Source organism: Kosakonia sacchari SP1 (genome assembly GCF_000300455.3).
Taxonomy (GTDB): domain Bacteria; phylum Pseudomonadota; class Gammaproteobacteria; order Enterobacterales; family Enterobacteriaceae; genus Kosakonia; species Kosakonia sacchari.
The window spans coordinates 3,058,290-3,072,513 of the sequence record NZ_CP007215.2 but is presented as its reverse complement, the minus strand read 5'-3'; the positions used below and the strand labels follow the sequence as shown (position 1 = coordinate 3,072,513).

Annotated in this window: 12 protein-coding genes; 11 read left to right on the top strand and 1 reads right to left on the bottom strand. The window is 41.9% G+C overall.

Features of this window, described 5'->3' with window-relative positions:
- The first annotated feature begins 67 nt into the window (after positions 1 to 67).
- The 10 genes from C813_RS37515 to C813_RS37470 are packed head-to-tail and all read left to right on the top strand — an operon-like array spanning position 68 to position 11,638.
- Entirely contained in the window at positions 68 to 2,626 is a 2,559-nt protein-coding gene (locus C813_RS37515; RefSeq protein WP_025263667.1) for a beta-ketoacyl-[acyl-carrier-protein] synthase family protein, read from the top strand.
- A gap of 4 nt (positions 2,627 to 2,630) precedes the next feature.
- Complete coding sequence (locus tag C813_RS37510) at positions 2,631 to 3,842, top strand: beta-ketoacyl synthase N-terminal-like domain-containing protein (RefSeq protein WP_017456249.1); 1,212 nt, start codon at positions 2,631 to 2,633, stop codon at positions 3,840 to 3,842.
- An 11-nt stretch (positions 3,843 to 3,853) separates the two neighbouring features.
- Positions 3,854 to 4,897, top strand: a complete 1,044-nt coding sequence (locus C813_RS37505) for a hypothetical protein (RefSeq protein WP_025263666.1) — start codon at positions 3,854 to 3,856, stop codon at positions 4,895 to 4,897.
- Positions 4,845 to 5,552, top strand: a complete 708-nt coding sequence (locus C813_RS37500) for an ABC transporter ATP-binding protein (protein WP_017456251.1) — start codon at positions 4,845 to 4,847, stop codon at positions 5,550 to 5,552. Before C813_RS37505 ends, C813_RS37500 begins: the two co-directional genes overlap by 53 nt.
- Positions 5,536 to 6,192: a hypothetical protein gene (locus tag C813_RS37495; protein ID WP_017456252.1), complete on the top strand. Its 657-nt coding sequence runs from the start codon at positions 5,536 to 5,538 to the stop codon at positions 6,190 to 6,192. The genes C813_RS37500 and C813_RS37495 overlap by 17 nt, the downstream gene beginning before the upstream one ends.
- A gap of 6 nt (positions 6,193 to 6,198) precedes the next feature.
- Entirely contained in the window at positions 6,199 to 7,503 is a 1,305-nt protein-coding gene (locus C813_RS37490; protein ID WP_017456253.1) for an ABC transporter permease, read from the top strand.
- A gap of 59 nt (positions 7,504 to 7,562) precedes the next feature.
- Complete coding sequence (locus tag C813_RS37485; protein ID WP_238593059.1) at positions 7,563 to 8,297, top strand: outer membrane lipoprotein-sorting protein; 735 nt, start codon at positions 7,563 to 7,565, stop codon at positions 8,295 to 8,297.
- A gap of 17 nt (positions 8,298 to 8,314) precedes the next feature.
- Complete coding sequence (locus C813_RS37480; RefSeq protein ID WP_238593035.1) at positions 8,315 to 9,682, top strand: hypothetical protein; 1,368 nt, start codon at positions 8,315 to 8,317, stop codon at positions 9,680 to 9,682.
- 11 nt (positions 9,683 to 9,693) lie between these two features.
- On the top strand, positions 9,694 to 10,626 hold the full coding sequence (locus tag C813_RS37475) for an ACP S-malonyltransferase (protein WP_017456256.1): 933 nt from the start codon (positions 9,694 to 9,696) through the stop codon (positions 10,624 to 10,626).
- A 10-nt stretch (positions 10,627 to 10,636) separates the two neighbouring features.
- The gene (locus tag C813_RS37470) at positions 10,637 to 11,638 is read left to right on the top strand and encodes a hypothetical protein (protein ID WP_017456257.1); all 1,002 of its coding nucleotides are present in this window, start codon (positions 10,637 to 10,639) and stop codon (positions 11,636 to 11,638) included.
- A gap of 62 nt (positions 11,639 to 11,700) precedes the next feature.
- Here the strand turns inward: C813_RS37470 and C813_RS37465 are convergent, their stop codons facing one another.
- A complete protein-coding gene (locus C813_RS37465; protein WP_231943017.1) occupies positions 11,701 to 12,294 on the bottom strand; it encodes a helix-turn-helix transcriptional regulator in 594 nt (197 codons plus the stop codon).
- Between the two features lie 390 nt (positions 12,295 to 12,684).
- Between C813_RS37465 and C813_RS37460 the strand changes: the two genes are divergently transcribed.
- Positions 12,685 to 14,067, top strand: coding sequence for a diguanylate cyclase (locus tag C813_RS37460; protein ID WP_017456259.1), 1,383 nt, complete (start codon positions 12,685 to 12,687; stop codon positions 14,065 to 14,067).
- The last annotated feature ends 157 nt before the right edge of the window (positions 14,068 to 14,224 follow it).

The window sequence follows — 14,224 nt, the reverse complement described above, 5'->3', positions numbered from 1 at the left end:
ATAAATATGTTGCTTTACTTTGGCTATTTATTGTGTGCTAAAAGGTTTTCTACTCCGGGGGATAACGATGAAGACAAACCGAAAACGAGTTGTAATTACAGGCATGGGGATTTTGTCATCCCTGGCCGAAACCATTGAAGATTTCAAAAAAGCGCTATTTGATAAGAAAAATGGTGTCGGCGACAGTGAGCGGTTTACAGCGTGGTTTGAAAATGCTCGTGCAGCGGAAGTTCTTCACGAAATAGATTATTCAGGGATCCCCGAAGACATCATTCATTCATTGGATAACGCTGCCTTATGGGCATACAAAGTGGGCAAAGATGCCCTGACTCAGGCTGGGCTTGTCGATAACAAAGCATGCCTGGATGAGACAGGGTTAATTGTTGGCGTTTCTTCCGCTGGCACAGAAGCGTTTCTGCCAATTTTCGAGCAGCGAATGGAGGATTTCTCGCTTCGTAAGGCTATTTATTCGGGGGGATTTTCTTCCTGTTGTTCAAGTGTTTCGACACTCTTAGGCCTTAAAGGCGGCGGGGAATTGGTCGCAACAGCCTGTACTGCCAGTCCTAACGCGATCGGGATGGCTTTTGACTATATCCAAAATGGTAAAAGTAAGACCATGCTGGCTGTCGGTACAGAACCGATCTATCTGCCGACGTTTGCTGGATTTTACGCTTTGAACGTAATGCACCCCGACACCTGCACTCCCTTTTCAGGTCAGTCTGGTATGTCTATCGGCGAAGGTGCCGGCGCGATCGTGCTGGAGGATTATGAACACGCTATCGCTCGCGGAGCCAATATTTACGGTGAGATTCTCTCTTACGCGACCTCCTGCGATGCCTACCACGAAACCGGCCCGGATCCCCGAGCCAGTGGTGCTGTACAGGTCATGCTTAAAGCCATGGAAAATGCTGGCGTAAAACCGGAACAAATTGATTACGTCAATACACACGGTACAGGTACCGAAGCGAATGACCGTATTGAAACGCTGGCGATGAAGAAAGTGTTTCCTGATAACGATCATTTGCTTGTCAGTTCAACAAAATCTTATTTCGGCCACAACATTGGTGCTGCAGGCATCGTTGAGCTCATCGCTTGCCTCGTGACGCTTCCTGAAAATAAAGTTTTACCGACTCTCAATTTCTCAATTGCGCGGCCAAATTGCGACCTGGACTATGTCGCTAATGAGTTTCGAGAAAAAGAAATTAATATCTTTATGAAAAATAACTATGCATTTGGTGGAAATAACTGCTGCATGGTGGTGAGTACAAAACCAGGAACGGTACCGGTCAGTCAATATGACCGTAAGCGTGTGGCTATTACTGGCGCAGGAGCCGTAACGGCGATTGGTCACACGGTTAATGACATTTTGCACAACGTCTGCCAAAAAAATAACGAACCCGTATTGGGCGGTGTTACGTTTCCTGATGACACCCTCGCAGAAGCGCGGGAATTGTTACGGGTGCTGGTAGCCACAAATCAACTCGAAGAAATTTTTGGCGATGAAGCCGCCATGAGCAACGGAACATTTCCGGAACAGGAACCGGATTTTAAGACCTTTCAGGTAATGGGGCTGGAGCCGCGTAAACATCTGCGCCGTTTTGATGCCCGAAAGGCAACACGTGGCGCTACGTTTGCACTTGTTGCACTGACCGAATCGTTGAATATGGCAAAACGTAAAATAAAACGTGATGGCGAAGAGCTCGGTATGATCATGGGGATGTCTCGTGGCCCTCAGGAGACAACTTATAAATATTTGCAGAGCCTGAAACCTGATCCGCGGAAAGTGAGTACCTCAGAGTTCCCGGGCTCGCTAATGAATTCTATTGCCACTTTCTGCGGGATTTCTGAAGGTATTAAAGGTTATACCACCACACTCGCTACCGGCGAGAACGCGGCACTCGGTGCATTAACCTATGGCTATGAGATTATCCGACAAAACCTGCAACCCCATGTGATAGTGGGCGGTGCTGATGAATATTTCCCCTCACTGTCTCTCTATATGGATGCGCTAACACAGAAAATCCATATGACTTCTGATGTCAACGATTATCAGATTTATGGTGAGCAGCCAAAGGGATTCATTCCCGGCGAAGGGGCTTGCATGTTGCTACTGGAGGACCCTGATGCTGCGGTAACGCGTGGTGTCGAAGTGATGGCCGAAATTGCGGGCTACGGTAAATCCAGCAGTAATAGTTACTTTGACGCATCGTTATTGAATGAAAAATCGTCAGCAATGTCGCTGGCCATTGAACGTGCGCTTAATGATGCTGGGGTTAATGCCGCAGATATCGATTTGGTTTGCGGCAGTAGTAATGGCAGTAAAGAAAATTCGCAAATTGAAATCGACGCCATCTACAACGTTTTCCAGGAAGAGAATCCACGGGTTCCGGTTGTTAACTATAACGCTTATTTCGGGTTCGTGGCTTCATCTGCCGGATTGCTCAATCTTTTGGTTCTTATTGATTGCATTAAAAAGCAAAAAGTGCCGGCTATTCCCTATACGCAAGTGTTCTTCGATTCACGTATAAACTTTGTACGGAGCCCTCAAAATTTAACGCTTAAGCATGTTCTTCTGGTTGGGGCAACAGAAGGCGGAAACTATTATGCATTCGTAATTAAGGAATAGAGCAATGGATAATGCGGCTATCATTGCTGGTTACAGTCTATATTTACCCTTTGCTGAAAATTATAGTCAGTTGATCAATAATCTTCGCGTCGGTAAGCGTGTTAATGAAAACTATTGGTTTGCATCTGATGAAGTAGCGCTGAAATGTGGGTTTAGAGGAAATAAGCGCGTGGCGAGGCTAGATCAGATAGATGATAGCCCATTAGCATTATTACATCGGTTAATTGATGATGCACTGGTTCAGGCTAATCTTAGTAAAAGCGCGCTTACCGGCGAAAGGGTAAGGGTATATTTAACCGGGCTGGGGCCTCGTGTTGATGGCATGGACTATAAATCTTTCTATGATCACAATGACGTTGAGGATCTTAAATGTTCACCATCAATAAGTCGGCTTCATGTAAACAATATGTCGCAGGATGAACTCGCCTATAACATTGCGCATAAATATCAATTAAAATATCTTCCGCCTAATTTACATTGCACCAGTAATTCATCATTGACTGCGGTTCATCTTGGTTGCCAGGCGATCGATAATGACGGGGCAGATATTGTTTGTGTAATTAATTGTTCAAAAATTAAAACGCAAGATATTTGGTTTCTCGAAAATCAATCTATGCTTGATAGCGAATCAGTACAGCCCTTTGGTCAAAATAGCAGATCGGTTTTATTTGCAGAGGGGTATTGCGTCATATTACTTGAGAGTAAAGCACATCGACAGGCCAGAGGAAGAAATGGGGGAGTACAGCTCAAATCCACCTATGCGCAAATTAGTGCGAGTCGCAGTAATGATTCAGCATGGTTAAGCGCCAATATTATTAAGGTAATCGGTAAAATATTGGATGATGCGAACGTTGGCCTCGGCGATTTATGCGCAATTATTCCTCATGGCAACGGTTCATCAAACAGCGACAAGGCAGAAGCCAAAGCAATAGCAATGCTTTCAGACAAGCAACCTGTTCCGGTTCTCGCATATAAAGGACAACTGGGTTACACCACAACGGGCTCAGGGATCGTCGATTTGATTATTGGTGAGCACTCCCTTCGCCAACGCGAATTACTTACTCCGGTAAGTAATGATGACATTATCGAAGAAATTGCGAGTCAGTTGTTGACTGACATCGGCGTCATCAAACATGAAAAGAAACATTTGCTCAAAACGGGACTTGGCGTTGATGGATCAATTATCGGTATCGTCATGTCTGATACCCGCATTTGAGATTAGTAGATATGAAAAATGAAATGTATCTGTCGTCATTTTCGCTTTTGGAACCAGACGAGATTTTTTATTTCTATGCTCCTCACTGGTTAAATGCCTGGGAGGCGTATTTGTATAATCAGGCGCTTAAATCCACCTCGGCAAGTGGCTGGGCGTTTAAGCGATTTGGCACTGATAAAGATACTTATGCGCGGGAAATGATACGTAAACCGCGTTATATTGATTATCTTGAGTCCATGGAGCAAGCCGCTGATGCCGCATTGCAACAGATGACCCCAAGAGATCGTATGTTATTGCTAAAATCGCGTGCTGCTTTCATTTATATCGATGCATGGGGTGAATCATCTGTCTTTGAAAATATCACCAGTGCACTGCATACTTCGATGATTGATACATTACCCAAAAATATCTTGAAAAAATTCTCAATCAAAAACGTGACTTGTAAAGTACGCGGAGAGAAGTTTTCACTAATACAAGCGATGCAATTAGCACAGGATTATCTACACTGGCAGGTTTTTGATTTTGTAATTATCTGCGGAGCGTACAGAACAATTCCCGTATTGGTCTTTTCAGACGAAGATACTCTTGCTATTAAAGGTAGCGTCAAATCGAAGCAAAAAAATGGTGTGCAACTCTCAGTCGAACGGACAGGGTGTTTTATTTTTAGCTTGCGCGAGAGTGGGCTAAGAGTCAGCTGCGGTAAGTATATCGCCCATGGCAACGTGGATGACATTCAACGTGAGATGACGAAGGATTTATCGGAAGATGATCTGCTTACCTTTTCTGGTAGAAAAGAGAATGTCATGCGAATAATACCTCAAACTTGCATCAATGTTGTCGATCTGAATGATATTTATGGCGCGAGTGGTTGTCTTACGCCTGCGCTGAGTTGGGAGTATCTACTTAACAATACGCATCCTGAAAAAAAGATGCGCACAATATTATCTGATAACTTCGGTGGGTATAGTTATTTTGATACTCTGTTTTCGTCGGGGGTAAATTATGAGCAATACAATAAAAGAACTCCCCGCAATCTTTATGCAGGATATTTGTAAAAGTTTTGGTATAAACGAAAATAAGGTCGATGCGCTAAAAAACATTAACCTTGAAATTAAGAAAGGTGAGTTTGTGGCGCTATGTGGGCCTTCCGGCAGTGGAAAAAGTACGTTGCTAAATATTCTTTCGGGTATCGATACGCCTTCCACCGGAACTGTCATGTTTCTCAATAATGTTCTTAATGATATGCCTGAAAAACGGTTAGCGTATATGCGAAGCAAATACGTAGGGTTTATTTTTCAGTTTTTTAACCTTATTCCAGTGCTCAGCGTTTTTGATAATGTATTTTATCCCCTTGTTCTGAATGCACATTTCAATAAGAAAGACGCGAAAGAACGCGCTTTACATTTCCTGGACAGCGTGGGGCTTGCCCATTTAGTTGATCGCAAACCCGGTCAGTTATCGGGGGGGCAACAGCAACGCGTTGCGATTGCCCGCGCGCTTGCGCATGAACCCAGAGTTGTCGTCGCCGATGAACCGACCGGGAACCTGGACTTAACAACGGGCGAGGCCATTTTAGAGTTGTTAATGAATATAAATCAGCAGACCAGCACCACATTTGTTATTTCCACGCATTCAACCCAGCTTAGAGATAGCGCCAGGCGGGTAATTGAAATTAAAGATGGAGTGTTAGTACATGGCTCAGATGCGTAAGTATTATTGGCCTCTCTGGGTGGGGTTGGTCTTTGCTGTGGTAGCGAATAGTGCTTATGCAATGCCTGCCCCGGAGGCCGATAAAGTGATACAGCACGGTCTCCCTGAACAACCCGAAGCGTTAGTGAAAACGACGCAGGCGCTTTTTCAGGAATTTGTAAAAACGAAGAACGTTACGTCGCTGATCTTTTATTCATATGGAATGCTACGGCAGGCGAATCACTTTTCGGCTGTTAATGATTTTATCCATGCTTCGGAATATGCCAAAACGGGCTTTTTTTATCTTGATGAAGCGGTAGATTCACATGACGAAAACCCACGGATTAGATATCTACGTGCACGGATCGACGCTTATTTACCTGCTGTAATAGGGCGTTGTGTGGTAACACTCGACGATACTGAACGGTTATTAAAAGAAAAAAATGTATTTGAGAAAGCTATAGTAGAACATATTGAGTATATGCGTTATAGAGCCCTGGTAAACTGTAATCAACATCAGCAGGCTGAATTGCTAATGGAAAAAATAAAGACGCAAACCGCCGTGGCTGCGAAGTTCCTGAGCCCAAACTTTCATACTGAACCGGAGTTGGATATGAATGAAGTTTCCCAGGTTGTTATTCCATTACTTAAAGGCGAGTAGTTCTACATGCACATGCTTTTAATGAATTTAGCTGTTCTCGTGATAATGTGTTTTGTCTTTTATTGTCTGTTTTTTAAGTTCAGGGATGCAAAGTTTTCATTTTTAAACTTGTTCAGGCATAAAAAAAGAACAGTTTCAACCACGATTGCCATTATGCTAGGTGGTGTGTCTATTTTTCTGTATGGTGGATTCATTGATTATTCTTTTTGGATTTTGAAGGAGCAGACGATTAGAACAAATATCGGACATGTACAGATCTATAATCCAAAATATTTTGAGACATCAAATAAAAGCCGCAGCCTGATCGCGGATTATGCAAACCTGAAAAAAGAAATACTCAATGACCGTGCATTGTCTGATGATATTTCAACTATTTCAGGACAACTAGAATTTAGTGGCGTCATATCACAATACGAAAATGAAACCTCCAGTTTTTTTTCAGGGTTAGGTGTAGAACCCTTGCCATCGTTAAAGCTTGGTTCTTTCGATAAGGTTATTTCTGGCAGTGACTTATCTCGAGTGAAAACCAATGAAGCTACCCTCGGAGAAGGGCTTGCCGGAACACTAAATGCTCATTATGGTGACTGGCTTGATATAATCACTGTCAATACTCATGGTGGTCAGGGCGCTCTTTCATTGAAGTTACGCGGCATCTTTTCCTCAGGGATTAAAGATTATGATGATGTTGCGATGAAAATGCCCTTAGCAACAGCACAAAAATTAATGGGTACAGATGGCGTAAGCAAGGTATTAATCTTGCTTAAAAAAGACAACACCGATATGTTCATCGACAGGTTGCGGCATTTTATTGATGAACATCATTTACCATTGATAGTTAAAAGCTGGAAAGATGCTTCGATTTTTTATCAACAGGTAGAGAGCTTACTTTCAGGTATTTATTTCTTTATCAAGCTCATTGTGGCCCTCATCGTCATTTTTATGATCGGTAATGCGATGACAATGAATATTATAGAGCGTACGAGAGAAATCACCACGCTGCGGGCTATGGGTTTACAGCCATTACATATTTCGCGGTTGTTTCTGCTTGAAGGTATATTTATTGGCACCCTCGGCGCGGTTGGAAGTCTTCTCATCGGCTTCATTCTGGCAGGTATCATTAATCTGCACGGTATCGCCATGCCTCCGTCCCCCGGGCAAACGCAAGGCTATACTGCATTCATTAAAACTAACAACGTCGAGTTGATATGGTTAACGTTTGTATTGCCTGTGCTAACCTCCTCGTTAGCGTCAATACTACCGGCTTTGCGAGCATCCAGATTAAATATATCCGATGCATTTAAATTTTCGTAAGGGTAAATATGCCTGGCGTAGCTAGTTTTCGAATCGTTATAGTGTCTGTTTTTTTTATCATGATAAATGTCAGCGCGGCGGCTGCAATCGAAGCGTCAGATATTATCCGGCGCGCTGACGAAATTCGCTCACCCAATAAACCTTTTCGCTATACGGTTACTGTGCTTGAGTACAAAGATGGTGTGGGAAAAGAAGAAAATAAACAGATTCTTGATATATCAATGCGTTTTATGAAACCTGAAAAAGGAATGCCAGCTGATGCTCGTTCTCTGGCTCGTTTTATTTATCCCCCCAGGGATAAAGGTAATATCATGTTATCTGATTGGTATGATTTATGGTTTTATACGCCCACGCTTCGACGCCCTATACCAGTATCGCGAGAGCAAAGGTTGGTTGGGCAGATTTCTAATGGTGACGTTATCGTTACCAACTTTGAATATTCTTATAGCGCAACGCTGGCCGGAGATAAGCCTTGCGGGGAATCGATCTGCTACGAACTCGTTTTGCTACGCAAATCGGATGCAGTGACATACCCAAAGATTATCTATTTAGTTGAAAGAGAGAATTATCATCCGTACAAGGCTTCTTATTATTCAATGGACGATAAACTGCTTAAAACAGTCAAGTACGAAAATTTTCAAAGGGTGCTAGGGGAAATGCGACCAATGAAAATTGTTGTGCGAGATGCAAAACATAGTAAAGGTTATTCTGTTATGGAGTACAGTGATGCCAGGTTTGAGTCTTTACCTGAGTCAAATTTTACCCGGGAATATATTCAGCGAGGTGCTAAGTGAGTTGCCGAATAAATCTGGTGACTTTATCAGTTATACTGTTACCTGTTAGTCTCTTTGCAAGTTGTCTTTCTGGTTCAGATATTCAAAAAAACGCTGATGTGACGCTGTCATTGCAAGGCTCTTATACAAAAAAGAAACCATCAATATGGAATGTTGAAGGAAAGAATGCCTATGTAAAAAATAATATTAATAATAGCGCGGGCGTAAAATTCAGTAGTGGTTGCTCGCTTATCGAGGAACGGCTGAATTTAGAACTATCACTTTATGGATTGACTTATTACCCATGGCGAACGCTGGGGAAGTTTGAAAAGGATAACCATCGTTCGCGAATGCTACTGAATCAGGCAAAACTTACGTTTATCGCTTCTGACAGCATTCGTCTGGAAGCCGGTAAGCTCAGAGATAAACCGGGTATTTTTTTTCTTAAATCGCCATCGGCTCTGCTAACCAATTACTATGCAGGATTTAAAAATGACCGCCTTTATACTCCGGCAATGAAGCCGGTTTATACCGAATCTTTTTGGGGGGCAAGCATCGTTCATGACACAAGGGATTACGGGCTGGCTTTCACTGTCGCACCTCGGTTAGCACGAATAAAAAAACGCTATGAGACGTCAGGCAATTGGTCTGCTGATCAACGATCTAATTCCAGCGAACGTTATTTGTTAAGCTATACAGAATATCGGCTTAAAAAGCATACTCCGTCAATTAATGTGATGTTAGGAGAATCTCGCTCTGTTGCTTTAACTGACAGTTTTAATTACACGCCGCAATGGATTATCAATGCTGAGATTGCCTTGCATTCAACCCAACAATGGCGGCATTTTTCACCGCAAAGTGCCGCTGCGGTGCAGAGTTATTCTTTCCCCTCTTCGCTCTATACCACCAATGATAACCAGGGCGTTGAAGTGGCTATAGGGGGGCAGTACACAACAGATAACTTCAGTTTGTTTGGCATCGAATACTATTTCCAAAGTGAGGGATATTCTGCACGCGAGTGGCGGCAACAAACTAATTTTGTTGATTATCTCAATACCAAAAATCAGTATGCTGTATTAGACCAGGTGTTTGATGCGTATAAATATCTTATGGGGGCAGAAATAAGTAATGTCGCCAATAAAAGTAATTTACAAGGCAAACACTACATCAATGCATATGCAAGTTTGGCTTTCAAAGGTGGTTCTGGTTTACAACCCTATATTATTACAAATATGGTAGATTACAGTTCGCTAATCGGGATGCACTACTCGACGCCATTGGATTATTTCGATGGGAAAGTTGAAGGTTATGCTGGTATGTTTTCAGCATTTGGCTCGCGGGATGCCGAGTTTTCCCACTTTGGTAGAACAGTCGGTTTTTATCTGGGAGTTGAATATCATTTATAAGGATATTATTTATGGATATAAATAGTACATCACAGCCTGTTGTTTTTCTTTTCGCTGGCCAGGGGAATCCTGTTATCGGAATGGGGGCTGATTTATGGAATATAAATCAAACAACACGTGCCATTTGGGATTGCGCCAGTGATATTTCGGGTATGGATATCAGGCGATTATGTTTAAAGGGGCCAATGAATCGCTTGATCCAGACAACAGTGCAACAAATTGCTGTAACCGCGATGAATGCAACGCTCTATACCCTTTGTAAAGACAAATTTGATAACACAAACGTTATAGGTTCATGCGGGCACAGCGTCGGGGAATATAGTGCTCTTTATGCTGCCGGAGCAGTAACACTAGAAAATTTGTTTCGCCTGATTCAGCTTCGCTCGCACGTGATGGATGAGGTTAGTAGAAAATACAAAGGTTATATGTTGGCGGTGAAAGACATCGATCATACGGCTCTCAGTCAAATGATTATTGAATCTGATCTACCAATCGATATCAGTTGTGATAATAGCTGCCGACAACAAGTTGTCGGCGGAACAATAGCTGCGCTTAATGAATTCTCTCGTCAGCTCCGTGCTGACGGTCATGAGACAGTGAAGCTTGGCGTAAGCGGTGCCTGGCATACGCGTTTGATGGCCGAAGGCGTACCCTTCATGCGCCAATACCTGTCTGATTTTGAATTTTGTCCTCCCCAACATGATGTCGTCATGAATGTGACGGGCAAGGCAGAAAATGAACCGGCAGAGATCAAAGAAAACCTCTCCTTGCATTTGACACATACGGTTAAATGGGCGGATTCAATGTCGTTTTTTTTAACCAATAACAGGCCAGTCTTATTCGTCGAAATTAGCAATAAAGCTTACCTTGGGAAAGTATTGAAGGATTTCGTAAACTTTGACCCTGAGATGATATTGCATTGCAGGGGATTATTTTCAATTTAATGGTGCTATTGTGATTCCAGACTATCTCAAATTTATCCGTATTCAGGACAAAAAAATACTACCCTTTCTCTTCCTTGTCGTTTTTATTATGATTGGTTTTTATTGGAAAAATAATGATTATGAATTAAATCACAGTGACGTTTATTATCTCAGTGGTATAGCAAGCATTTTACTCTTTAGCTCAATTTACGAACTTAAAGCTTTTTGGGCATATAAATGTGTTACTAAAGCAATCGATTTCAGTTTTTTTCCTGGAAAGAAACTCGGAAGGATGGAAACATGGTGTTCTCATCCTTTCGTTGCCAGTGTTTTATTTACTGTCGTCCTTGGGGTAATTATACAAGGGTTTTTTTTTCTTCACTTACCGATGTATATACTGATTCCTTTGCTGGCGATTTTACCGATCTTTATGTACATCGTGTTTCGGATCTTAAGAACCAGTTATATTAAGCAAGTTGCAACTGCAGCAGTTGATAAGGTGAAATATAAGCATCTTTATCGCTATATTTTTGCCTCCCTTTCTCTTGGCATTATTTTAAATTTACTGACTGTTTCTCCTTTGAAACGTGAGACGGATTTTTCATTGCTGGCTGGCGTTTTCTCTGTCAGAGTAGTGGTTGCAATGTTTATTTTGTGTTGCATTGTTTTGATGATGAATTTGCTTTTTACTCGTTTGTCAAAACGTTATATCTTTCTCGGTAGATTATTTCTAAAAGAAATTGACTTTTATTTTTCAGTTTCATTGCCATGGCCTGCATTCTATGACAAACCTTTTTGGGCGAGAATAATCCTGTTACTGATCATAGAGTTTGTATGGATCATTCTCGTTAGCATGCTGTTGGCATGGTCCGGATGGCAACTCTGGTTTGAGATCTATTTCCTGGTCTGCTTTTTACCCTGTATCGGCTTTAACTATTTGCATATTTATGCGCTTTGGCATCGGGATTTTCTGATGGCTTGTGACATGTACTTCAGGTGGGGAACGATCGAAAAACAGACACATCTTTGGTGATAAAAGTAAACCGCCTGTAGCATTTATATTTCTACAGGCGGTGACGATCTTGTGTGCATGTTTTAAAAGCTGTAGTCCAGTTCTCTTATACTGGCAGGAGAGGTGAAAAACGTTGATGATTCTTCAAGTAGTTTATCTTTTATTAAAAGCAGGTCACTTATTTTTTTTCCCCCTAATTTTTTGCACGCCTTGTTACGATAAGCGTAAACTCTTTTGGGCGGTATATTAAGTGTTTTAGCTATCAGATGAATGTTTTTGCCTTTTAGTGATTCTTTGAGAATAGTATTCTCGATATCACTGAGTTCACTATCTCTGATCGAAACCTCTTTTTTCTTTTTTACCACAACTCTAATCGCACGGCTTATGTCGAGAAGCGAGTCTCTGGATTTGATGACCAGGTCAGCATCATTAATCACGATATCTCTCGCGGCACCTAGAATAACCAGCAATTTACAGACTTTATTAAGTGGTGAGATCGCCTTGGCATAGGAGCTGTTTTTTGCATCCAGATGAAGGATTACGACGTCATCTGGTGTAAGTTGGTTAGTAAGTGAAGAATCTAATTCATGTGCAACTATGTCCCATCCTTTCGATTTGGCTAGTGAAATAATTCCATTTTGGAAATAAACATCGTCACTGATTGTATAAATATTCATGTGTTTGCTCGATATCATGTTGAATAATTCGAAAGATAATTCCTGGATTATAAGTAGGCAGGAGTGGAACCTGTAATTAAATAATCTTAAATAAGACCTTGTAATTAGATAAAGTCATGACGGAATAGATTGTAATTGCACATTTGCGGTCTATACTTCTCAAATGTGCTGCTTAATATTGTTCTTTTAATGTAGGGTGAAATTAATCCTTTGGTTTTAAGTGAAAATTATTTTTTTATTTTGTGGATTGCTTTTTATTTGGCATATAATTTCGTTTCTTTAAAAAGACTGGAGAACATTCAACATTTGTTGTGAGTTTCCGGCTTGCGATATTCAGCATAGTGATGAGGGCAAGCAGAGCGCGCGTTAACTATCGTAAGGGTTTAAGTAATGGAAAATTATCTTAAATTGATTAAAAGTGAGTGGACTCATCTCATTGATAAAACAGATGATCGTATTCGCTTTTTAGCTGCAGAAGTTGGCAAAACTCATGCACATATCCTGAGTCAGGAGTTCTACCGCATTGTGCTTACGGATCCTCATGCTGAGGAGTTCCTTTCCAATGAACAGGTAGAAAGAGATCTTAAAAGCGCTTTGGAAAAGTGGATTATCGATGTGTTGACTTGCCAGGTCGCTGATATAGATAAGGTTATTGCAATTCAGCAACACGTTGCTTCGATCCATGCACGCATTGGCATTTCGGTTGAAATCGTTGAAATGGGCTTTCGGGTTCTTAAAAAAATACTTTTCCCTGTTATCAATTCCTCAGCTCAAGAGGCAGCAGATAAGCTTGAAGTTTACCATTACGCCATTAACAGTATTGATCTGGCTATGGAAGTGATGTCGCGGGCTTTTACCTTTACGGAACACAACTCAGCGAAGGAGGATGAGAATTACCGCATTTTCTCCTTGCTGGAGAATGCGGAGGAAGAAAAAGAGCGCCAGAGTGCTGCGTTGTTAAGCTGGGAAATTGACCTTATCTACAAAATCATTATGGACGCCGATCTCGGTAACAGCCTGTCCCTCAGCCAGTCTGACTTTGGTCTGTGGTTCAACCATAAAGGCCGTCATTACTTTAGTGGTATCGCTGAAGTCGGGCATATATCGCGCCTCATCCAGGATCTCGATGAGGTTTTTCGTAATACGCGCAATACACCCAGAGCCTTAAGTAACAGAACGCTACGTATCAAATTTCTTATTCAGATCAGAAATACCGTTTCGCAGATTATTACCATGCTGCGTGAGCTTTTCGAGGAGGTTTCCCGGCATGAAGTGGGAATGGATGTGCTGACAAAACTCCTTAATCGACGCTTTTTGCCCACCATATTTAAACGCGAAATTGCCCATGCCAAGCGTATGAACACCCCGTTGTCGGTATTAATTATTGATGTTGATAAATTTAAACAAATTAACGATACATGGGGGCATCATACTGGCGATGAGATTTTACGCAAAGTCTCCAACGCTTTTTATGACAATGTTCGCAGCAGTGATTATGTTTTCCGTTACGGCGGTGATGAGTTTGTCATTATTTTAACCGAGGCGACGGAGTTTGATACTTTGCGTATTGCTGAGCGCATCCGCGGGCGTGTTGAGAAAACCAATGTTATTTCCCCGTCAGGTGAAAATATTGCCTTGTCCCTTTCTATCGGAGCGGCAATGTTTAGTGGTCACCCTGATTACGAACGCTTGATACAGGCTGCTGATGAAGCACTCTATATTGCAAAAAATAAGGGACGCAATCGCGTTGAATTATGGAAGGCACCAGATTGAACTGTCTGGATAAAATTAGCGCTATATTAGCTTGAACGGTATAGATCTTCTTTTCGTATTTTTTGAAAGGGAGAAGTCATAATTGGCCGTGATTAGTGAGACTGAAGCAGCTATGATTTTGGCGGTCATTAGCAGGCATGGTCGAATTAACCGCTTT